At 55.3% G+C, this 22,201-nt stretch carries 20 protein-coding genes and 1 pseudogene; 12 read left to right on the top strand and 9 right to left on the bottom strand.

The annotated features are described in order from the left end of the window. The 3 genes from B7L71_RS08885 to radC form a co-directional block, all read left to right on the top strand. A partial coding sequence (locus tag B7L71_RS08885; RefSeq protein ID WP_249273217.1) for an ERF family protein occupies positions 1 to 789 on the top strand: 789 nt, incomplete at its 5' end. Between the two features lie 39 nt (positions 790 to 828). Next, complete coding sequence (locus B7L71_RS08880; protein WP_081137420.1) at positions 829 to 1,440, top strand: lambda exonuclease family protein; 612 nt, start codon at positions 829 to 831, stop codon at positions 1,438 to 1,440. 87 nt (positions 1,441 to 1,527) lie between these two features. Beyond that, positions 1,528 to 2,025 (top strand): RadC family protein, encoded by a 498-nt coding sequence (radC, locus tag B7L71_RS08875; RefSeq protein WP_081137418.1) that lies wholly within the window; start codon positions 1,528 to 1,530, stop codon positions 2,023 to 2,025. Between the two features lie 178 nt (positions 2,026 to 2,203). On the opposite strand, the gene B7L71_RS08870 is transcribed toward radC, so the two are convergent. From B7L71_RS08870 to B7L71_RS17085, 3 genes are read right to left on the bottom strand one after another with little or no spacing between them, the layout of a single operon-like run. Beyond that, the gene (locus tag B7L71_RS08870; protein WP_081137417.1) at positions 2,204 to 3,019 is read right to left on the bottom strand and encodes a hypothetical protein; all 816 of its coding nucleotides are present in this window, start codon (positions 3,017 to 3,019) and stop codon (positions 2,204 to 2,206) included. 15 nt (positions 3,020 to 3,034) lie between these two features. Further along, complete coding sequence (locus B7L71_RS08865; protein ID WP_081137415.1) at positions 3,035 to 3,769, bottom strand: HupE/UreJ family protein; 735 nt, start codon at positions 3,767 to 3,769, stop codon at positions 3,035 to 3,037. Positions 3,770 to 3,821: 52 nt separating this feature from the next. Next, positions 3,822 to 4,190: a hypothetical protein gene (locus B7L71_RS17085; RefSeq protein ID WP_139790094.1), complete on the bottom strand. Its 369-nt coding sequence runs from the start codon at positions 4,188 to 4,190 to the stop codon at positions 3,822 to 3,824. Between the two features lie 130 nt (positions 4,191 to 4,320). On the opposite strand from B7L71_RS17085, the gene B7L71_RS08855 reads away from it, so the two are divergent. After that, a complete protein-coding gene (locus tag B7L71_RS08855; protein WP_081137411.1) occupies positions 4,321 to 4,596 on the top strand; it encodes a metal-sensing transcriptional repressor in 276 nt (91 codons plus the stop codon). A gap of 33 nt (positions 4,597 to 4,629) precedes the next feature. Then, the gene (locus B7L71_RS08850; protein WP_081137409.1) at positions 4,630 to 6,000 is read left to right on the top strand and encodes an MFS transporter; all 1,371 of its coding nucleotides are present in this window, start codon (positions 4,630 to 4,632) and stop codon (positions 5,998 to 6,000) included. Between the two features lie 67 nt (positions 6,001 to 6,067). On the opposite strand, the gene chrA is transcribed toward B7L71_RS08850, so the two are convergent. Continuing rightward, the gene (gene chrA / locus B7L71_RS08845) at positions 6,068 to 7,444 is read right to left on the bottom strand and encodes a chromate efflux transporter (protein WP_081137407.1); all 1,377 of its coding nucleotides are present in this window, start codon (positions 7,442 to 7,444) and stop codon (positions 6,068 to 6,070) included. Positions 7,445 to 7,524: 80 nt separating this feature from the next. Here chrA and B7L71_RS08840 point away from each other — a divergent pair, with 80 nt between their 5' ends. Further along, a complete protein-coding gene (locus B7L71_RS08840) occupies positions 7,525 to 8,493 on the top strand; it encodes a chromate resistance protein ChrB domain-containing protein (RefSeq protein ID WP_081137405.1) in 969 nt (322 codons plus the stop codon). Positions 8,494 to 8,863: 370 nt separating this feature from the next. On the opposite strand, the gene B7L71_RS08835 is transcribed toward B7L71_RS08840, so the two are convergent. The 5 genes from B7L71_RS08835 to B7L71_RS08815 form a co-directional block, all read right to left on the bottom strand. Beyond that, positions 8,864 to 9,388: a DUF4411 family protein gene (locus tag B7L71_RS08835; RefSeq protein WP_081137403.1), complete on the bottom strand. Its 525-nt coding sequence runs from the start codon at positions 9,386 to 9,388 to the stop codon at positions 8,864 to 8,866. Continuing rightward, positions 9,388 to 10,560, bottom strand: a complete 1,173-nt coding sequence (locus tag B7L71_RS08830) for an ImmA/IrrE family metallo-endopeptidase (protein ID WP_170919469.1) — start codon at positions 10,558 to 10,560, stop codon at positions 9,388 to 9,390. The genes B7L71_RS08835 and B7L71_RS08830 overlap by 1 nt, the downstream gene beginning before the upstream one ends. A 522-nt stretch (positions 10,561 to 11,082) precedes the next feature. After that, positions 11,083 to 11,277, bottom strand: a complete 195-nt coding sequence (locus tag B7L71_RS08825) for a DUF2933 domain-containing protein (protein WP_016915536.1) — start codon at positions 11,275 to 11,277, stop codon at positions 11,083 to 11,085. Then, positions 11,274 to 13,553 (bottom strand): heavy metal translocating P-type ATPase, encoded by a 2,280-nt coding sequence (locus tag B7L71_RS08820; RefSeq protein WP_081137399.1) that lies wholly within the window; start codon positions 13,551 to 13,553, stop codon positions 11,274 to 11,276. The genes B7L71_RS08825 and B7L71_RS08820 overlap by 4 nt, the downstream gene beginning before the upstream one ends. Before the next feature lie 79 nt (positions 13,554 to 13,632). After that, positions 13,633 to 14,202 (bottom strand): Spy/CpxP family protein refolding chaperone, encoded by a 570-nt coding sequence (locus B7L71_RS08815; protein ID WP_016915538.1) that lies wholly within the window; start codon positions 14,200 to 14,202, stop codon positions 13,633 to 13,635. Positions 14,203 to 14,884: 682 nt separating this feature from the next. Here B7L71_RS08815 and B7L71_RS08810 point away from each other — a divergent pair. The 6 genes and pseudogenes from B7L71_RS08810 to cls all read left to right on the top strand — a co-directional run bounded on the left by B7L71_RS08810 (position 14,885) and on the right by cls (position 21,673). Further along, positions 14,885 to 16,489 (top strand): multicopper oxidase family protein, encoded by a 1,605-nt coding sequence (locus tag B7L71_RS08810; protein WP_081137397.1) that lies wholly within the window; start codon positions 14,885 to 14,887, stop codon positions 16,487 to 16,489. An 81-nt stretch (positions 16,490 to 16,570) separates the two neighbouring features. Further along, positions 16,571 to 17,431: a F510_1955 family glycosylhydrolase gene (locus B7L71_RS08805; RefSeq protein ID WP_081137396.1), complete on the top strand. Its 861-nt coding sequence runs from the start codon at positions 16,571 to 16,573 to the stop codon at positions 17,429 to 17,431. 18 nt (positions 17,432 to 17,449) lie between these two features. Further along, a pseudogene (lgt, locus tag B7L71_RS08800) lies at positions 17,450 to 18,144 on the top strand (prolipoprotein diacylglyceryl transferase); the annotation flags it as partial. A 131-nt stretch (positions 18,145 to 18,275) separates the two neighbouring features. Beyond that, positions 18,276 to 19,316 carry a L,D-transpeptidase family protein gene (locus B7L71_RS08795; RefSeq protein ID WP_081137394.1) on the top strand — a complete coding sequence of 347 codons (1,041 nt, stop codon included), beginning with the start codon at positions 18,276 to 18,278 and terminating at the stop codon, positions 19,314 to 19,316. A gap of 222 nt (positions 19,317 to 19,538) precedes the next feature. Further along, the gene (locus B7L71_RS08790; protein WP_050980317.1) at positions 19,539 to 20,198 is read left to right on the top strand and encodes a ferric reductase-like transmembrane domain-containing protein; all 660 of its coding nucleotides are present in this window, start codon (positions 19,539 to 19,541) and stop codon (positions 20,196 to 20,198) included. Next, positions 20,195 to 21,673, top strand: a complete 1,479-nt coding sequence (cls, locus tag B7L71_RS08785) for a cardiolipin synthase (RefSeq protein ID WP_050980320.1) — start codon at positions 20,195 to 20,197, stop codon at positions 21,671 to 21,673. Before B7L71_RS08790 ends, cls begins: the two co-directional genes overlap by 4 nt. The last annotated feature ends 528 nt before the right edge of the window (positions 21,674 to 22,201 follow it).

Here is a 22,201-nt window from a genome sequence, read left to right as displayed (position 1 = left end):
GCACAGCGTACTCATGTAGTAAATGCGTCTTCCCAAAAAGGCCCAGTACCTTCCCTTCAAGCAGACGCCAACGCTCAGCACTCCCCAAACTCAGCGGCGCTAGAAGCGCATCCTACGGCTGATAGCACCGCCATCATCCAGGTCATTGAGCGCGCCGCGCTGAACCCCGATGTCGATATCGACAAGATGGAGCGCCTGCTACAGATGCAGGAACGGGTGATGGACCGACAGGCCATGATGGCCTACAGCGCTGCCATGGCTGCAATGCAAACCGAGCTGCCCAGCATTGAAGAGCGTGGGCAAACCAACAACGGTGGCTACGCCACGCTGGAGGATATCGTCGATACCGTGCGGCCCATCCTGCAAAAACACGGCTTTGCGGTGAGCTTCCGTATTCAGACCCAGGAACGCGGTATCCAAGTAACGGGCGTGCTAATGCATAAGGACGGTCATCGGGAAGAGACCAGCATGCTATTGCCTGCGGATATGAGCGGTAACAAGAACGCGGTACAGGCGTTTGGTTCGTCCACCAGCTACGGCAAGCGCTACGTACTGTGCGCATTGCTCAACATCACCACACGCGGGCAAGACGATAATGGCCAGACCAGTACACGTGCAGCCGTGAAGAGGGTCACGGCCTTCCAGGCGGGGCAGATTCAGCGTTTGATCAGCCAATGCCCAGCCACTACCCAAGAGTGGTTCAGCGGCAAATACGGCGCTGCAGTTCAGGTGCCTCAGGCAGATTTCGACAAACTCCGTGCATCCCTCACCAAGCGAGCCGTGAAATAGCGGCTCGGCCCGACTACTCATCGCCTACAGGAGGCGTGTATGCAGATCCTCACCATGCCACAAGGGTCGCCCGAGTGGCTGGCGGCGCGTCTTGGGCGCGTCACCATGTCAGAACTCAAGGCACTGCTGGTTAAGGGTAAAGGCCCATGTGGGTTGGGTACCGGGGCGATTATCTACATGCACCAGTTAATCGGTGAGCGAATTACCGGGGAGCTGGCCGAGCCGTTTCAGGGCAACGCGCATACCCGGCGTGGGCATACGCTGGAAGGCGTAGCCCGTGCGCTCTACTGTGATACCACAGGAGAACCCAAGCCACACGAAGTAGGCATCATCCTTAATCACAATGTGGGTTACTCCCCCGACAGCTTGGTAGGCGCTAACGGCCTGCTTGAGATCAAAACCAAGCTGCCCAAGTTCCAAATAGAAGTGCTGCTCAACGGAGAGATACCCGATGAGCATGTGCCTCAATGCCAGGGTGGACTATGGGTCAGTGAACGAGAGTGGATCGATTTTGTGAGCTACTGGCCCGGTATGCCGCTGTTCATCAAGCGCGCCTACCGTGACGACTTCATGATTCGCATGATTGCTGAGCGAGTTGCGGCTTTTCATGAAGAGATGGAGCGGCGTATCAGCCAAGTGATGGCTGCGTGACGGAACTCATACCTCAAAACTCAACACGCTATCTAATGACATAGATGCCGGGGCCAACACCCCGGCATTTTTTTTCTGGAATCAACTATGACGTACTCAAAACTAAAAGCGGGCGAAGTAGCGGGTACCTACCACGTCACATCGCCCGTCACTGAAGCCGATATCATCAACATGGCCAAGCGCTTTGCGCGCCGCAAGCTGGCCAAAGGGTGCAAGATTACCCAGCCGTCGCAAGCCTTTGAGCACCTGCAATTATTGCTGCAAGACTACGAGCATGAAGTGTTCAGCGTTCTATTCTTGGATAGCCAACATCGCGTTATCCGTTTCGAGGAGCTTTTTCGGGGCACCATCGACACCGCCAGCGTTTATCCGCGGGAAGTGCTCAAAGCCGCGCTGGCCTACAACGCCGCTGCCGTCATTTTGGTTCATAACCATCCCAGTGGTGACCCGGAACCCAGCGATTCAGATAGGCGAATCACAGAGCGCCTGAAGGAAGCCTTGGAGCTAATGGATATCAAGGTGATTGATCACGTAGTGGTGGCGAGCGAAGGGTGCCAGTCATTTGCGGAGTTGGGGTATTTGTAGTGATACGGGAGGTAAAGCAAGAGCTGCCCAATGTGGTAGCTCTCAAAAAAGCTTCTTTTTTGGCTGAAACAGATGCTATTGGTATCAAGGCTCTTGAGTATAAAGTGCGTTAATTGTTTAACGATGTATGACAGTCATGAAGCCCCTAGCACTCTAGAGAGCACTAGGGGCTAGTCCGTTAAAGGGCCTTCACTAACTCGCCATAATCTCCGTCCACGCGCAAGACAATGGTCACATCGTTGTCATTGCGGTTACGGAAGAACCAGCCATGATTGCCAGTGAAAGCGGCTTCTAGCTCCCCCTCATCCTCGGGTACGCCACGTCCTTTCTCGTAGCTGATGGAATTTCCATTGCCATCACCGTGCGTATCAAAGTTGACAGGGCCACCTTCTGATGCCCAAGCAAAGGTAGCAACCGCCCCTTCTTGCATGGTGAGTTTGTACTCCGTGCCTTGCCCTGGCGTCAGGGTAAAGCTCACCTCATCACGCCATGGGGACGCTTCTTCCGCTTGTGTCGCCTGGGAAGCGGCTTCCTCGGAAGCCAATGCCTCCGCTAGCGCGACGCTGGCGTCGGTCATCATCCTTTCAGATTCAGCGGGCGAAGGTGCGACTGGATCACTCGCTGGGGCTGAATTGGCTGTTTGGGGAGCCATCTCTGCCTGTGACGTGGCGGTCTGAGAACCAGCATCGCTTGCCGTCGCAGGCTGGCTATCGCTACTCGCCTCTTGAGGTGCAGTGGGTTGAGAAGCCTGTTGGACACTGGCTTGATCGTTGGCCTGGTCAAGCTCGGCTTCCTCAGCCAACTGGGTCTTGATTTCCCCCATCTCAGTCAGCCCCAACAAGCGCCCAGCACCGGTGGGGTCAATGGCATACTCGGCAGGCAGCACGACGGTGATCAGCAAAGCGACGGCAATAACGGCGGCCATCAGCGTAGAGCGAAGTAACTTACCCGTTGACGGTAGTTCGGCACGGGTTGGAAGGTCAGTGTTATACATTAGGGACTCCCTCAATTAGGCAATGAAATAGCCGGTCAGTTGATAACCCACCAGCATAAAACCAGCACACATCATGGCGACGTTGGCGGTATACGCGTGGCGTAAGAAGCCGGTCGTGCGTCGCCAGAAGCCCATCACAATGAGAATGGCGCTCAATGCCAGTAGCTGGCCGATCTCTACGCCTACGTTGAATGCCAGGAGGTTAGGGACGAGACCATCAGGCGAGATATCGTATTCAATGATCTTGCTCGACAGGCCAAAGCCGTGAAACAGACCGAACACCAAGGTGGCGACCTTGGTGTTGGGCTGAAAGCCGAACCAGCGCTGATACGCACCAATGTTATCGAGCGCTTTGTAGACAACGGAGAGCCCGATGATGGCATCGATCAGGTAGCTATTGATGCCAATATTGAAGTACACCCCTAGCAGCATGGTCGTCGAGTGACCAATCGCAAAGAGGCTGACGTAGATAGCGATGTGCTGCATTCGATAGAGGAAAAAGATGACCCCTAGCAAAAACAGGATGTGGTCATACCCCGTCACCATGTGCTTGGCACCGAGATAGACGAACGAGATCAGGTGAACGCCATAGATCTCCTGGATGTACCCTTTATCGCCTTCAGCAACAGCGTGGGCAAGGGCTTCACCGCTGGCTCCCAGGAGCATTACCAGCAATGTGAGAAGGGTCAGTGCGTGGCGTCGGGTTATAGCAGACAAGCTGAACGCACCCCCTATTTGGGATGGAAACATAAAACCTCCACGGGTCTGTCATTAGGAATGGCCGTCAGGCAGACGGCCTCAGTCATCCAGCAATGACTGGCCGTGGAGGACGCTCAAAGCGGTAGACGCGACGCAGCGGTAGACCGCTTCGTTCACCTAGCCGCAGGGCGTTGCGGAAGTTTGGCTCAATGGTAATGCCCGACCCGAGCCGATCCGCTTTTTCGTGAAAGTGGCCGCCACTCTCATTATGGAGGTGGCGGCCGTCCTCATGCTCGTGACCATGGGTATGCCCATGGCCTTTCTGTACATTCTCGTGGAGAGACGGCTCAACGCCCATCATGCTCGCCGCCCCATGCGCACGCGCCTCGCCCACACTGGTGATTACCAGACTAGGCAGGAACACCAACAGCAGGGTCAGATAGCCAAGGCGGTGGCGCAGCCGATTGAGCATGTAAAGCAACCAAGATGAATGTAAAAAAAGAAATCGATAGCCGTCTGCTTTGAACTATAACGTTGGCAGAAAACCAGCAATAGATTAACATCCCCTCCAGGGGGATAGGAATATAATAAGGGAAAAGAAAATGACCATACACACTCACCAGTCACATCCCGATATCATCAAGCGCTTAAACCGCGCTCGGGGACACCTTTCGAGCGTGACGCAGATGATAGAGGACGGTCGCCACTGCCTGGACATTGCACAGCAGCTCCATGCGGTTGAGAAAGCCATTCAACAGGCCAAACGTACCTTGGTTTTAGATCATATCGACCACTGCCTAGAGGATGCCTTGGGCCCTCAGGGTCAAACCCAGCGGGCGCGGGCTGAAGAATTCAAGGCCATAGCCCGCTACCTGTAAACGCATCTAAGCCCCTCACTTGAGAAACGCTCAATGCTTGATGTACTTGCCCATCGCGTCTATTGCCATCTCTTTTTCGCTCAAGTCATTGCACTGATTGGTACCGGTCTGACCACGGTTGCTCTGGCATTACTGGCTCATCACCTTGCTGAGGGTCAGGCGGGGGTCGTGCTCGGCACCGCGCTGGCGATCAAGATGGTCGCTTACGTGGGCATTGCCCCACTGGTCGGCGCCTATGCCTCACGCCTGCCTCGGCGCACCTTGTTGGTTAGCCTGGACGTGCTGCGTGCGGCCGTGGTCTGCACGCTGCCGTTTGTTACCGAGGTGTGGCAGATCTATGTGCTGATCTTTCTGCTCAATGCTTGTTCAGCAGGCTTTACACCCGTTTTCCAGGCGACGATCCCTGACATTCTCGAAGACGAAGAGCAATACACGCGAGCATTATCCCTGTCGCGCCTCGCCTATGACTTAGAAAACCTTCTTAGCCCGATGGCGGCGGCGGCATTGCTGATGGTGATGGGTTTTGATGTCCTGTTCGTACTCAACGCATTGGCCTTCTTTATTTCTGCCGCCCTGGTGATATCGGTGACCCTGCCTGCGCCTCTTGCCCTAGAGGATGTTCCCGGCGTTTGGCGTCGCGTTACCCATGGCACGCGAATTTACCTAAAGACGCCCCGGCTGCGCGGGCTGCTGGCGTTGAGCCTGGCGGTATCAGCCGCCGGGGCCATGCAGATCGTCAACACGGTAGTGCTCGTGCGCTCGGTGTTGGGTTTGGGCGAGAAAGAGGTAGCCCTGGCCTTTGCCGCCGCAGGCGGGGGCTCCATGCTAGTGGCCTTACTGTTGCCCAAGGTGCTGGATCGGGTGTCCGAACGGCCGGTCATGCTGCTGGGTGGCGTTATGATGGCTCTCAGCCTCTACCTGGGCTGGCTAGGCCCATCGTTTGCGGGGCTTGTCGGGCTATGGTTACTGCTGGGCGCAGGGGCCTCATTGGTCATGACCCCCACCGGGCGCCTGCTCAAGCGCTCATGCCAGCCCGAGGATCGTCCAGCGCTGTTTGCTGCCCAGTTTTCGTTGTCACACAGCTGTTGGCTGGTCACCTATCCGCTGGCAGGCTGGCTGGGGGTGAACCTTGGGCTGAAGGGGACGTTTGCTTTGCTGGGAACGGTGGCCCTGGCGGCAACGGCGCTCACAGCTCTTATCTGGCATAGACGTGACCCGATGATTGTTGAGCACGAGCACATCCCCATAAGCCATACCCACCGGCACTACCACGATGAACATCATCAGCACGAGCATGAAGGGTGGGAGGGGCCGGAACCTCATCGCCATTTCCACCATCATTCCCCAGGCTCGCATCGACATGTATTTGTCATTGATAACCACCATACGCGATGGCCATCATGATCTGATAAAGCTGGCGGAGGGATATTGCCCTCAAGTGGGCTCTAGCAAGCTTGACAGTGTGAGGTAATTAGAAGCTAACCAGGGAGGCTAGAACGCCGAGTAACGCACAGCCAAACAGCACCTTGAGCATGCCAACCTTGAAATGAAAAATCGCGATCATGGCGCCTGCCGCCAGTAACAACGCCAGTAAATCGAGGGACGCTAAGTTCGGCGCTAAAAGTCGCGCTCCCATCACGTGCCTTTCGCCTACGTCAGCGAAGATAACGTGAAGTCCAAACCAAATGGCTAAGTTGAGGATAACCCCGACGACCGCAGCGGTAATGGCGGACAGCGCCGCGCTGAGGGCGCGGTTGTCACGTAAACGCTCCACATAGGGAGCCCCTAAAAATATCCAAAGAAAACAAGGTACGAACGTTACCCACGTGGTCAGCAATGCGGCGAGCGTTGCGGCCAACATAGGATCAAGGCCTGTGGCCTCACGATAAGCGCCCATAAACCCAACAAACTGCACGACTTGAATTAACGGGCCCGGTGTCGTCTCCGCCATGCCCAGGCCATCCAGCATCTCGCCCGGTGCCAACCATCCATAATTTTGCACCGCCTCTTGAGTGACGTAACCCAGCACCGCATAGGCACCGCCAAAGGTCACCACCGCCATCTTACTGAAGAAGAAAGCAATCTGACTGAACACATTCTCGCTGCCGAATAGGGCCAATAGCAGCACTACCGGTGTTAGCCACAATAGGAGTAACGTGCCTGACATACGTAGCGACCACTGGCGATTGGGGCGTGCATGGGCAGGCAGCCCTTCGCCCAGTAGGGAGTCTCGGTCGCTAAGCACTGACTCGTCGGCATTTCCATGGCCACCTCCTACCTGAAAGGCCGTCATGCCACGTTTCCCTCCCCAATACCCCAGAAGGGCCGCGCCTAGAATAATCAGCGGAAACGCTACCTCAAAAAAGAAGATGGCGACAAACGCGGCAGCGGCGATGCCAAGCATTATCTGATTTTTCAGTGCCCTTTTACCTATACGGACGACAGCGTTAAGCACCACGGCTAGAACCGCCGCTTTTAGGCCAAAGAAGAGCCCTTCAACGGCTCCCACATTGCCCAAGGCGGCATACAGGTAGCTCAGGGCCAGAATGGCGATGAAACCAGGTAACACAAAGAGGCTGCCCGCCACCAAGCCCCCTTTGGTACGATGCATTAACCAACCGATATAGATAGCCAACTGTTGCGCTTCTGGCCCCGGTAGCATCATGCAGTAGTTAAGCGCGTGCAGGAAACGGCGCTCGCCAATCCATTTTTTTTCTTCGACAAGGATGCGATGCATCACCGCTATCTGACCGGCGGGGCCACCGAAGCTCAGTATTGCGATTCGTAACCAGACCCTAACGGCCTCACGGAACGGTACTTGATGGGGCGACTCAGTGATGGGCGGCATGGCACACTCTTTAACGATGTAGGGGTGTTGTTTTGTAGAATGTATAACAGTGAAGTTATACATGCAACGGAAGAGGTGGTATGACAGATAACGTACAACACTGGTTAATCCTGATCATGCGTCTCAGTGGACGGGCGGGCACACCCCGTATGCGGATCTGGCGGGCACTTCGTGGTTTAGGTGCCGTGGTACTCAGAGATGGTGTCTACTTACTGCCAGCTAGCCCCTCGCGAAGGGAAGCGCTGGAGCTGCAAGTCGGCGCTATTCGGGAACTGGGAGGCAACGCGCTGCTGATCGAGGTTGACGAATCTGCCATAGATAGCGTCGATGTGTTGCCTTCGCTCTTTGATCGAACGCCAGATTTCAAAGCCTTACGAGCGGCAGTGGTTGACTGGCAGCAGGCATGCCCACAGTTGGAGGAGCGAGAAGCGCAGCGCCAATTGACCCAGTTGCAGCGACGTTTACAAAGCATAGTGGGGATCGATTTTTTCCCAGGGCCAGAAAGCGAGCGCGCTATCATGGCCTTGGCAGATGCGGAGACCGTCTTTAATCGTTGCTTTGTGCCAGACGAGCCCCAGCCAATCCAAGCTGAGATCCCCCGGCTTGATCACTGTGCATTTCGCGGGAGATGGTGGGCCACGCGCCGTCGCCCTTGGGTGGATCGGCTAGCATCGGCTTGGTTGATCAAGCGCTTTATTGATCCCGAGGCTCGCTTCGTGTGGCTTGAGCATCCGAGCCAGTGTCCGACAGACGCGCTGGGGTTTGATTTTGATGGAGCTCATTTCACCCATGTTGATGACAAGGTCACGTTTGAAGTGCTGCTCGCGAGTTTTAGCCTTGAGACACAGGCAGGCTTGAGCAGGATTGCGGAGCTAGTCCACTACTTGGATGTGGGGGGCACCCCTGTGCCGGAGGCCGTAGGGTTAAAACTCATGCTGGCCGGGGCTAAAGAGCGTTGTGACGACGATGATGCCCTACTACAACATACAGATATGTTGTTTGATGACCTTTACCAGGCGTATTTGGCGGGAGACCCAAACGGGGAGTGAGCAATGCGCTAATAGTGAAAAGGCCGGGTTTACCCCAGCCTTTTGCTAGCGACCCTCGTGGCTCGAAATAAGGGTTCAGTCGGCCCGCGGACGTTCTAAATATTTCCAGCAATGGCACGAGGAGAAAGAAAGGTAGTTTAGGTTGCTAGCGTATTTCGCATTCCTTGAACGGCATAATTAGCCGCCAAGCAGCATGTGTCATGTATTCAGATGGAGTACGACAGGTGCCAGCTCCTTTCTAACCAGGCTATCAGAAGCCGAGGAATTTCGAGTTTGCGGCTGCAGCGTGAAAATGTGCTTGCACTGTTTTGACAAGAAAATTGACAGGCGACGATGTCTGGAGCAGTGATTCGTCAAACTAAAGCTGGCATTAAATACTGTCACGCCAATTAGTGCGGAAGTCCAGTGAGCGTAATAGCGCATAAACGGTACAACAACGGACTCCCATATCATCGCACACATCCGGAACTTTACGGTTCTTGCGACGTGCCGAGGGTTTAGGAATCTCATTGGATACCACAATCCTGTTGACTGGATCCCGAAGACCGTAAGCGATTAAAAATGGATCCTTCCCAACCTTCTCAAGTTCTATCTCATCGAGGTCTGATCCATATCCTTCGTCTAGCACTCTGTTCAATAGGTCCACATCAAATTCTTCTTGTAAAACAAGGAGGTCACGTATCTCTCGGCTTTTAGCCCAGTTTGCATGCTGTGCCTTTGTGCCGCCTTTTATCTCATCAATTGTCTCAAGCGGCATACAGATAGAACCATCGCCAGCATGAAACTCAAGCCAGCGCCAAAATTCTGGCACTCTCTCCATATGGTAGTAATAATCGTGGGCGTGAATGATGATATTAGCGTCGAGAAGAAACAGCTTTTTTTGTTTGTCAGGCATTAAAATCCTACCATTTCAGCGACATTACCTGGGTTAACTCCCAGAACACGACCCGCCTTGGTTTCAGTTAGAACGCCATCCTGTAGCGAACGACGAACAAGGCTGATAAGAGCGCCTCCTGCACGATGGCGCTGCGTATTGTAGAAATTTCCACTTGAGCCAGACTCGCTTTCCTTTGATTTGGCCTTACTGTTCAGCCACAACTCACGAAGCTCAGTGCTAGCCCTTTCCCATTGAGCTTGGTTGAGCAGATTGCTACGAAACAGCCGGTACGCTACCAGTGAAGCGCTAACATTGAGGTCTCCTGCCTCCCGCTGCAGCGCTATGACGAAGGTCTCTTCCGACTGCATGGCAGCTTCATAGACCTCGCTCACCTCATCTGCTGAAATCAGGATGTGGCTCGCGACATCGTTGCAGTAACGCTCAATTTTGTGTTCGTGCGTCTGGGCGCTGATGCCAGTTTTCCCCAGCCACAGGTGTACCACTTCATGAAGCAGAGTGAAGCACCAGGCTGATTTCGAGTCGTTCTGATTGATTACTACAAAGGGTGCAATAGGATCAGAGAGAGCGAAGCCGCGAAAGGCCTCGGTATTGATTGAAGAATGATTACTGCCCAAGTCTCCAATGAGCAACACATAAATCCCTTTGATCTCGATTTTTTCTCGGAGATATTTGAATGCCTCGTGGGCACCTTTCCTTCTTCGATATGCGGCAATATCGATTTCAAAATAGTCCCTTATTGTACGGCAGGCACTATCTACGGCTGAAGTGACTTGCCCTTTACCCACAAAATCGACAATCACGTCCTCCTCTTTGTCAATAAGAGCATCTTTAACTAGTGATTGGCGAAGGTAGATGTCACGAACAAGAGCGCTTACGCTACCTTGATGCTCATCCCGCTTCGCCTCAGGAAGACGACGGAAGTCTTCGCCCAACGAGGCACTACGCGGCGGAGTAGGCAGAAAAAAAGTTATGAAAGGCCTATGGTAATGCTTAACCATTTTCATCAATTGGGGCTGAGTGGGTGAACGGTCACCCGCTTCATACGCTGCCAACATTTCTGAGCCGGTCACTCTCTTTCCGCCAAGGGCTAGTTTGCTAGCCGCCTCCTCGAGGCTTAGGCCAGCAGTTTCTCGAGCCCACTTGAGAATTTCTGGATTTGCTTTGGCCATGTCTAGTCCTAACCCCACCGGTATTTTGGGTGCCGGTACGTACATAGTGAATGAATCAGCTTAGCTCTTTAGAATAGAGGATATAAAGAGGAGGACAGCGTGTTTTCCCGCATAATTCGTTATTTTGGCAATTCGGACGCGTCAGCATCTAGTTGGAATTGCCATCATCCAGCATTAGCACTACGGTTGCCAAGGAACAGAGCGAGAAACCTGAATATTTTGGCGATCATGATTTAGTAACTGGCCGGTTGCTTGCTAGCTTATGCCCATGCAGTTTGGGTAGTAGGGCAATGGTTATTTCCTTCTTGTTAAATTAAGTATTTGTTTTTATTTGTTTTTATTTTTTCTATCTATATTCAAATCCAGGATATTGAGTAGTACCTATGCTAGTCCAGCAAAATCTATATATTTAAATAGCAGGTGGTCACTACTTGGCCACCTGTCTCTTTAAGGAAGACTGAAGCTAGTACTGGCTATATTTGATGCCGAAGACATCGATTTCATGAACGCAATGACGCTGGCTCACTTCTCATCCTTATTTCTTTGATGATGACCGAAATGGCGATGCATGAGGAAATGCATGCCAAGACAGAGTGTCAGGGGAAGCAACAGCCAGGCCCCAGTGCCCAGTGACTGGCCGCGCCACATTAGAAAGAACATGGCCACGCCCATAATTACTAAGCAAGCAGTCATCATCCAGTGGTGAATGCGGTTCATTTGGCGTCTCCTTGTGGGTTGTTTGTGGCGAAGCGCCGCTTGAGTAGCAGCGAGTTGCCAATGACGGAGAGAGAGCTTGCGGTCATGGCGATGACGCCGATCATCGGGTGCAGCAGACCAATCGCGGCGATGGGAATGGCTGCCACGTTATAAGCGCTGGCCCAGATCAGGTTTTGGACGATTTTGCCGAAGGTGGCGCGAGATAGGTGCATGGCGTCCACCACGGCGGTCAGTTCGCCACGCACCAGGGTCACGTCGGCGGCCTCGATGGCCACGTCCGCCCCGGCGCCGATGGCGATGCCCACGTTGGCCTGCTTCAGCGCCGCGGCGTCGTTGATGCCGTCTCCCACCATGGCCACGTGGTTGCCGTGCTTCGCCTGCAGGGCGCGAATGGCGTCGACCTTGCCCTCCGGCAGCACCCCGGCCTGGACCTCATCGATGCCGACCTCCTCGGCCACGGCCCGGGCGGCACGCTCGTTGTCGCCGGTGATCATCACCACGTGCAGGCCCAGCGCATGCATGCCGCGGATGGCCTCGACCGACTCCTCCTTGAGGGTATCGGCCACGGCCACCAGGCCCAGGGCCTGGCCGTCGGCGGCGACGATCACCACGGTGCGTCCCTTGCCCTCGAGCTCTGCCATGGCGTCATCCAGGGCCTCGAGGCCTGTCACGCCTTCCTCTTCCAGCAGTCGACGATTGCCGATCAGCACGGTTTCATCGCCCACCTTGCCCGAGACGCCCCGCGCTCCGGTGGAGCGAAAATCGCTGACTTCACCGGGCTTCACATCGCGTTCCTTGGCACCATCCACGATGGCCCGGGCGATGGGGTGCTCCGAGGCGTTCTCCACGCTCGCGGCGAGGGTCAGCAGGCGCGTTTCCTCGACTCCTTCGGCGGTGACGGCATCGGTGAGCTTCGGCTCGCCGCGGGTAATGGTGCCGGTCTTGTCGAGCACCATCACCTTGACGTCCTTGAAGGTCTGGATCGCTTCGCCGGAGCGGATCAGGATGCCGCGCTCGGCACCGATGCCGGAGCCCACCATCAGCGCGGTGGGGGTGGCTAGGCCGAGGGCGCAGGGACAGGCGATGACAAGCACGGCGACGGCGGCAATCAGGGCTAGCGTTGGTGTGCTGGCATCTGGATTCACCCAAGGCAGGAAGGTCGCGCCCCAGTCCAGAATCGGCCGCAGGACGTCTGGAAACAGCGCCCATGCAATCAGGCTAGCCAGTGAAATAGCCAGTACCGCTGGCACGAAGCGGCCGGTCATACGGTCGGCGAATTCTTGGATTGGCACCCGTGAGCCCTGAGCCTGGTCGATCAGACGCACCACTTGGGAGAGAAAAGTATCGGCGCCGACGCGGGTCGCCTTGACCCGCAATCGGCCCTCCTTGTTGATGGTGGCGCCGATCACGCTGTCGCCGGTGCTCTTGTAGACCGGTATCGACTCGCCGGTAGCGAGGGACTCGTCGAGATGGCTCTCACCCTCGACCACTTCGCCGTCGGTGGGGATTTTATCGCCGGGGCGCACGATCATGATGTCACCGGGCGTGAGCTCTTTCACCGGCACTTCAATTTCCTCGCCGTCGCGCTCCACCCGCGCTGTCTTGGCGCCCAGCGTCATCAGGCGACGAATAGCCTGGGAGGCGCGCCCTTTGGCTAGTGCCTCCAAATAACGGCCCAGCAAGTGGAAGGTCATGATGGTGGCAGCCATCTCAATGAACGAGGTCATGGTGTAGAAAAAGCCGACCAGGCCAATCAGGTAGGGCGGCAGGCTGCCCATGGAGATCAGCACATCCATATTAAAGGTTCCGTTTTTCAACGAGCGCCAGGTCGACTTGTGGGTGGCTGCCCCGCCATAGAGGAATACCACCGGGAAGGCTAGCAGTGCCACGATGGCCAGATAGCCGGGAATTGGCTGCCAGAACATGTGCGGAATCATTAGCAGCATGATCAGGGTGGTGGGTATCGCGGCGATGATCAGTCGCCTGCGAGCCTGACTTAGATAGGCCTCCTCGATCTCGGAGTCGCTCTCGGCGTCCTCCTGATCACTCTGCACGGCAGCCACGTCATAGCCTGCTCCTTCGACGGCTTTCTTCAAGGTGTCGCCGTCGGGCCCGCTTGCCTTGATGGTCACACTGACATGGTGATTGGCAATATTGGTCTGAATCACGCCCACGCCATCAAGGCGTTCGAGCGTTTTGCGCACGATGCCGGCGCAGTGGTCGCTGCCCATGCCGGGCACCGTCAGGGTGATCATGTTCGGGGTCGAATCGGACATCGTGTACCTCCTGCTGGCGTTGATGAGAGAACGGCCAGGGTTGGCCGTCCGTCCTAATGCCTACGCAGTGACATCTCGGTCAGTGGTGGGCGTCGTGGTCGTCAGAATCGACGCCGCTCTCGGGTGTGGCCTGCTCCAGCTGTTGGCGCTGCTCGTCGCTCATCAGGTCATGCATGGCATTTCGCATGCGCACCATCTCGGCCATCATCTCACCGTGCAACTCGGCCATCTGTCCGTGTAGCGCCTGAACCTCATCAGGGTCTGGGCGATCGCCGTGCATCTCCGCCATCAGGTCGTCGCGTAGGTTCATCATCCGCCCCATGCGTTCGAACTGGGCAGGTCGGTGCTCCTGCATCAGCTCACGCATCTCGCTGCGTTGATCATCATCGAGCATCAACATCATGTCCATGCCGGCGCCGCCCATCATCGGGCAGGGCATCATGCCGCCGCCCATCATTTCCCCCATCATGCCGGGCCCCATTCCGCCTTGGCCGCCACCCATCATGCCGGAACCCATGCCGCCCTCCATCATGGAGCGTCCCTGGCCCGCTTGGTCACCCATCATTCCCTGGGCGAAAGCAATGCCGGTACCACTGGCTGCGAGGGCCAGGGTGAGTCCGAAGGCGAGAGTGTGCTTGCGAATATCCATGGTCGTTCTCCTTAGCGACAGGCCTATATCAGCGACAGGCCTATATCAAAGGCCGATGCCTGAAGTATTGAGGCTATGTGTAGCACCTAGGTCAATTCTCAATATGGCATTCAGGCATGCCTAAGGCATCTCAGGGCGTGAAAGTAGGCAGTTTGTTGACCTGTATCAATTTTGGTAATTCGGCAACCTGCCTGCTGCACTTGGGTTGCGTGTGTCTGTGAAGCCATGAAATACTCTTAATATCCTCCACTCGATAGTGATTACTTCTTTGTCATGAATTGCTCCGCTTTTAAATGGCTGCTTTGTTTGCTGCTAAGCCTTGCCTTGGCGCAGCCATTGATGGTCATGGCGATGGATCATCATGAAGATGAACCTTGTCTGTTCACTGACATTGATCTAGCCAGTGGAGCGATCGACGTTGTTGGGTCTGTCAGCATTGGCGACCACGATGCCTCTCATATGGCAGAGTGCTGTATGCCCTGTGCTCAGTGTGCGGTAAACCTAGCGCTGCTTATCGAAGACGCAACCTCCGCCACGTCGACCTTGCCTCGTTATTTAGTCAACTGGTCACCGGCTCCACGCGCGCTCCTTGATCGCCCTCCTCGCGTTTAAACCTTCATCGCTGAACGTTCAGCTCGCCTATGGCGGGCCAAGATGATGATTTTAATCACGAGGAATAGCCATGAAACGTCGCGAATTTCTTCGCTACACCACCCTGGGTGGTATCGCACTCTCTGGGTCTGGCCTATTGGTTCACGCATTGGCCGGACGGCATACCCAGGCGTTACCAACAGCCCTGCTGGATAACGCTAGCATCCCTGCAGGACAACCCCTTCAACCATTGCCTCGGATTGCAAACTTGAGTGATCAGGTTGGGCGCTTTCAAAGTGTATTAACCCCCGCTGCCCAAGCGGTGCCAGTGAGCGATGGGCTTGAGGCTAAGTTGTGGCTCTACAACGGCAAAGTGTTGCCATTGATTGAGGTGCGCGAGGGGGATGAGTTAGATATTACGCTGATAAACGAGCTTGAGCAGGAAACGACGCTGCACTGGCATGGGGTGCCGGTGCCCCAGTCGCAAGATGGGGCACCCTGGGAAGCCGTATTGCCCGGAGAGTCACGACATTATCGTTATATCCTTCATAGGGGGAATGCAGGGTTACACTGGTTCCACCCCCACCCACATGAAGGTACTGCGCGTCAGGTAGCTCATGGTTTAGCGGGTGCATTGTTGGTCAGGCCCCGGTTAGACGTGTTGCCCGCGGAGGTGGAAGAGCATTTGCTAGTGGTCAGCGACCTGCGCCTGAATATGAATGGCGAAGTGGCGCCCCATACCAGCGAAGATTGGATGAATGGACGCGAGGGGGAGCTTCTGTTGGTCAACGGCCAACGCGAGCCACGTCTTGATGTGGCGCCGGGCACTACTCTGCGGCTGCGGCTGGTCAACGCCTGTGCTGGCCGGTACTTGCGTTTACGCTTGGAAGATCACGAGTTGACCCTGATCGGTACCGATGGCGGGCTGATCGAGCGACCACAACCACTCGAAGAGTTGCTGCTCACCCCGGGTGAGCGGGTCGATCTGCTAGTACGCATCAGCGAGAAATCTGAAAGGAGTTTTGAGCTGGCGAGTCATCCCTATACACGTGGTTGGATGGGGGCTAAGCCGGCACATCTGGACGAGATTGCTTCGCTATTATCGATTCATACCCTAAATACTGGCGTATACCCCGCCGTCGCGTTACCTGACCCCTTGTCCCATATCGAACCCTTGGGTGAACCAGCGGTGAGACGTCAAGTGGAACTGACCGAGGTGATGCCAGACCATGACAATCACGGTGCGGTGAATGGCGATCCGCATGCCGGCCACGGCGGCAGTGACAGCCATCACGGAACCCATGGGCCGGGGCATGGGGCGAGTCACGCTAGCGACGATGATAGAGCGGTTCGACCCAAGGTGGATTTTCTGATCAACGGCCGTGCCTTTGCCATGAACGACGTCCTGTTTGAGGGGCAGGTTGGCGAGGTAGAGGAGTGGGAAGTCTTCAATAACTCCCATATGGATCACCCCTTCCATGTGCATGGCACCCACTTTCAGGTGATCGCTACCCGCGATGCTGACAGGGAATGGCGAGACGCGCCCTGGCTGGCCTGGAAGGACACCGTCAACCTGGCTCCTTATCAGCGTCTCAGGCTGCGCATGGTGTTCCTCAAGCCCGGCGATTGGCTGTTCCACTGCCACATCATCGAACACGAAGAGCTAGGCATGATGGCAACGATCCGTGTGAGTTGAGCTTGCCTTGTTTTGCTTTGGCGTTGCGCGTTGGCTTTGCGTGGTGCTTGTCCACCTGACGACTGATAAGGACGTGATGTCATGACCTATTATCGCTGGCCACTCGCCGTGGCCTTCCTGCTTACCTTGCTTTCAGGTTGCTCCCGAGAACCGAGTAGTATCAGTCTTGAGCAACTGCGAGAGCAGACCCATATTCACGGCCTGGCCGTCGATCGAGCGGATAGCGAACGACTATGGTTGGCCACCCATCATGGCTTCTATGCCGTTGGTAGTGATGGAATGGCCCGCCGGGTCTCGGAGGAGACCCATGACTTCATGGGTTTTGCTCCTCACCCGGAAGAAGCCGAGACCTTCTTTGCCAGCGGCCACCCGGCCAGGGGTGGCAACCTCGGCGTGGTTAAGTCCCGGGATTCAGGCCGCAGCTGGTCACAATTAGCTATCGGCGTTGATGGCCCGGTGGACTTTCATCAGATGACCATCAGTGAGGCCAGTCCCGACGTGCTCTATGGGGCTAATGGTGGCCAGCTCCAAGTCAGCCAGGATGGTGGAGCCAATTGGCAGATTCGCGCCCAGGCGCCGGCCGGGCTGATTTCACTGGCTGCCTCGAGCCGTGATCCCGAACAACTCTATGCCGCCACCCAAACCGGGCTATTGATGAGTCCTGACGGAGGCGAACGATGGCGACAAGTATACCCTGAGCGTCGCCCTACGAGCCTGGTGGTGGCCAGCCAAGGAGAGCTTTACGCCTTCATGATAGGGGTAGGCTTGCTGAGAGTTGGGGAGGGCAGCCGGGATTGGGAGGTAGTCAAGCGTGGCTGGAAAGAGCGCTATCTGATGCATCTGGCGCTGGATCCGCACGACTCCCAGCGTTTGGTGGCGGTTGATGACCTCAATCAACTGCTGATCAGTAATAACGGTGGGCGCGATTGGTCGCACCTCTAATGAATTGGGAGATACCACATGTTGCAATATCCCCAGATTGATCCAGTGGCCATCAGCCTCGGCCCGTTCGCGATTCACTGGTATGGCCTGATGTATGTGGTGGGCTTCGGCGCCGCCTGGTGGCTTGGGCGCCTTAGAGCTAATCGGCTTAAGCTAACCCACGATGACATTAGCGACCTGATCTTTTACTCCGCGGTAGGCGTAGTGGTTGGTGGCCGGTTGGGCTATGTCCTGTTCTATGGAATAGAACAGTTTATGGCCAACCCCTTATGGCTGTTCAAAGTTTGGGAAGGCGGTATGAGCTTTCATGGTGGACTGCTCGGGGTGCTGGCGGCGACGCTATGGTTTGCGCGAAAGCATCGGCTCGGCTTCTTTGCCCTAACCGACTTCATCGCACCACTGGTGCCGATCGGTCTTGGTGCAGGGCGAATCGGCAATTTCATCAATCACGAGCTGCCGGGGCGCGTCAGCAACCTGCCCTGGGCGATGCCGTTTCCCCACATGGGCCCAGAGCCACGACACCCCTCTGCGCTTTATGAATTCGCCCTGGAAGGGGTGGTGCTGTTCGTGCTGCTGTGGTGGCTTTCCGCTGAACCGAGGCGGCGAGGTCTGATCTCTGGTCTTTTTTGCTGCTGTACGGCGTGTTTCGCTTCACAGTTGAATTCGTGAGGTTGCCGGATGAACACATCGGCTTCCTCGCGTTTGGCTGGGTCACCATGGGAATGCTGCTGACTGCCCCTATGATACTGGTCGGCATGGCGCTGATCACCTGGTCGCGCCAACAACCGGTGGATAATCATAGCCAACCCGGTTTATATCTGCGCCGCCGAGAGAGGAGGACACAATGATACTATCGCTTGGGCACTCCAACACCATTACTGCCATTATTATTAAAACGGGGCTAGGGGCGTTGCTTATCGCTACGCTGCTGAGCACTTCGCCTGTGCTTGCTGAAGACGTGGGGGAGTGGCCGCAGGGCCACTACAGGTTGCCTGAGTACGGTGACCTGATTGGTGAGGCCTATAAGGTAGTGGTAGACAACGAGGCGGATACGCTCCTCGATATCGCCCGTACCCATAACCTGGGCTACGAGGAAATCCGTCGGGCTAATCCGAACGTCAGTCTTTGGGTGCCGGGCGTCGGAACAGAAGTGGTCGTGCCAGCCCAGTATATCCTGCCCGATGCCGAGAGGACTGGCATTGTCATTAACATCGCCGAGTTACGTCTCTACTATTTTCCGGAGATAGGCGAAGGTGAGGTGCCGCGAGTCGAGACCTATCCGATCGGTATCGGTCGAGATGGCTATGACACCCCACTGGGAATTACCACCACTACCATGCGGCTTGAGGATCCTGCCTGGTATCCGCCACGTTCCATGCGTGAAGAAGCGGCGGCGCGAGGCGAACCGGCACCCTCAGTGGTGCCGCCGGGTCCCGATAACCCGCTCGGCAAGCATGCCATCCTGCTCGATATTCCTGGTTATCTAATTCACGGTACCAATGATCCGGACGGCATTGGCATGCGCGCCAGCCGTGGCTGCATACGCATGTTTCCGGAAGATGTTAAAGCAATATTCGGTGCTGTGCCTTTAGGCACTCAGGTTAATATCGTCGATCAGCCCGTCAAGATCGGCTGGGACGATGGCACTGCGTTCGTGCAGGTATATCAGTTTCTTGAAAATCAGAACCACGGCAGACAAGCACTGCTTGAGATGCAGCCGAAGCTCAATCAGTACATCTTGGATCAATCGGTAAATTATGCACAACTCCAAGAACTGCTGGAGAGATCCGACGGTCAAGTAGTGCCCATCGATACGCCAACTCAGGATGAGCTTCTAGAAGAACAAGCACAACCCTTGATATTGCTTTATGAGGTGGGTCTTTAACGCTTTCATAAGGGTGTTTGGGATGCTGAGAAAAGTCAGCCAAGCTTCCCAGGCACCCGAATAAAGTCGATATTAATCATATGTGAAATAGGGTTAGCCTTGCGATGAAGTGGTGTCTAGGTATGAAAAAATATGAACCATCACGTTATAGCTAAAAAAGTCAGTATGTCGACTAGGCGTCATAGAATTGGAAGACATTTCGTTGTTGTACTGATTGGTGCCATGACAGCTTATCTTTTTTGGTTGAGCCGAATGGAGTGGGACGCTGAGATGCGCACTTGGCGTGCTTTAGGCGATGCTGCTTTTATCCTGTTATTTGTCACCATGGTGATAGGCCCTGTGGTGAAAATATGGCCTAGGCAATTGAGCTTTCTTGTCAATTGGCGGCGAGCCTTCGGGATCTGGTTTGCGATCTTTGCCTCTGTGCATGCTTTTCTAGTGTGGGATGGCTGGGCACGGTGGTCGATTCGTGGATTTTTAGGCTATCAGGAGCTGCCTTTGGCGGGGCTTTCAGGCCCGGTTCTTGTGGATCCGGGGTTCGGGCTTGCGAATATGGTCGGGTTAGTCGCCCTCTTTTTTGGGCTCGTCCTGTTTGCCATATCATCCGACAAGGCCATGCGCTTCCTGGGAAGCTCAACATGGAAGCATCTTCAAAATTATGCCTATGTGGTTTTCTATCTAGTTGCTCTTCATGGAATCTACTTTCTCTTCCTACATTATGAGCTGAGTCTCAGGAATCTAGTTTTCCAGAGTGGGGTGTCTGGGCCCAATTGGTTTCGGTTCTGGTTTGTAGGGCTCGTGAGTATTGTCTTTACCGTTCAGGTTGCGGCAATGATAAAACTGATTTTACAGCGAAGAAAAGGTGGTTTAGGGGGAGCATGAGCGATGAAAGGGAAAAGCCGGGGGCAGTAACGCTGCCCTCCAGGCGACGTCGATTCTGGCGTCGTTTACTGCTCGTGGTGGGAGTTGCTCATCTGGTTGGGTTTGTGTCGTCACTGGATGCGATGATGTCGAGCCGTACCTCTCAGGGAGCTGTGGCCTGGATCGTTTCACTAAACACATTGCCCTATGTGGCGGTGCCAGCCTACTGGGTGTTCGGCCGCACGAAATTCCAGGGCTATGTCTCTGCACGACGCGACGAGAACTCGGTGTTGGGGCAGGCGCTTGCTGAAAAACTGGCCGAGCTGCGGGCTCATGGGGTTTCGGATGAACACGCTGACAAGCATCTGGTGGGTGTCGAACAGCTGGCCAAGCTGCCGTTTCTAGGTGGCAACCGGGTGGAACTGCTGATCGACGGTGAGCAGACCTTCGAGAGCTTGTTTGCCGGTATTGATGCTGCTGAGCGCTATCTGCTTGTGCAGTTTTATATCGTTCGGGCTGATGCAGTGGGATTGGCGCTGCAGGCACGGCTGATTGAGAAGGCTAGGCAGGGCGTGGAGGTCTTCTTTCTATACGATGAAATTGGAAGTTATGCGTTGCCGAGCCACTATCTCCAGACGCTGGAAGAGGCGGGTGTTCGAGTACATCGCTTTCATTCTACGCGGGGGACAGGTAATCGCTTCCAGCTCAACTTTCGCAACCATCGCAAGATAATGGTGGCCGATGGGGAAAGAGCTTGGGTCGGTGGATTCAATGTTGGCGATGAATACTTGGAAGGCCACCCACGAATTGGCCCGTGGCGTGATACCCACCTAATGATTGAGGGGCCTGCGGCCTTGGCGCTGCAGCTGGTGTTTCTTGAAGATTGGCACTGGGCGACTGAGGAAATCCCCGAGCTTCCCTGGTCACCGCTAATTCCAAGCGGCCATGGTACACCGGTGCTCATTCTTCCGAGTGGGCCCGCAGACCGATTTGAGACGGCTAGTCTGATGATTCAACAGGCAATTCACGCCGCGCAAGAGCGTATCTGGATATCCAGTCCCTACTTTGTGCCAGATGAGGGGGTGCTGGCGATGCTTAAACTAGCCTCGTTAAGCGGAGTAGAGGTGAAAATCCTGATTCCCGAACGTCCAGATAACCTTCTAACCTACTTTGCGGCCTATGCCTTTCTCGATTCGCTTCTCGAGGCGGGGGTCGAGGTCTATCGCTACGAGGGGGGCTTCTTACATGGCAAAGCCTTTTTGGTTGACGAAATCGGTGCGGCAGTGGGTACCGTTAACCTCGACAACCGCTCCTTTCGACTCAACTTCGAGGTGACGGCGATGGTGATGGACGCCGACTTTGCCGCCGAGGTTGATGCGATGTTCAAGGCGGATTTCGCGCGGGCACGGCAGATGCAGCCAGAAGAGATCAGCGATAAGCCGCTTTGGCATCGGGTGGCGGCTCGAGCGGCCTATTTGTTTGCGCCGGTCTTATGAGTGTGCTTGATCACTCTATTGCCCGCTGGCCTGTGATTTTGCATTCAAGTCTTCGCTTTGGAGTTTCAGGCCATGATGAAAGCCCCTCGTGCAATACTCAATCCAGATAGTAAACTTCAGGCAACCTCTCGGTTTTAAGCTGAAATAAAATGAACAGTTGAAGAAAAGGTAATGCGATTCACCGAGTTGGCTCGGGCTGGTGTGGTAACTGTACGCCATTAAACTCGTTAGGGTCTGGTACAACCGTAACGAGATCTGTGCAACGGCTGTTGACTCTGTGACGAGCAGGCTATTGGACGCCTCCGATTCGTTGACTGCGCAGATTCCCTAGGAGAGGGTCTTAGTTAATGAAGAAGATATTGTTGCGCAGACCAAGACAACCTTACGGTGGTTGACAGTAGTATGTAGCTGGCTGAACAAGGCCATTGCATTCGCATGCGGATTCAAGGGCTTCAGGTGATGGCGCAATTTTTCCGGGAGTGCGCGTCTAAGAATGCGCTTTTCACACTCACGTCAAATTGAGTTATA

It is taken from the genome of Halomonas sp. BC2, from assembly GCF_002078115.1.
Taxonomy (GTDB): Bacteria; Pseudomonadota; Gammaproteobacteria; order Pseudomonadales; family Halomonadaceae; genus Vreelandella; species Vreelandella stevensii.
This window is presented reverse-complemented; position numbering and strand designations above follow the sequence as displayed.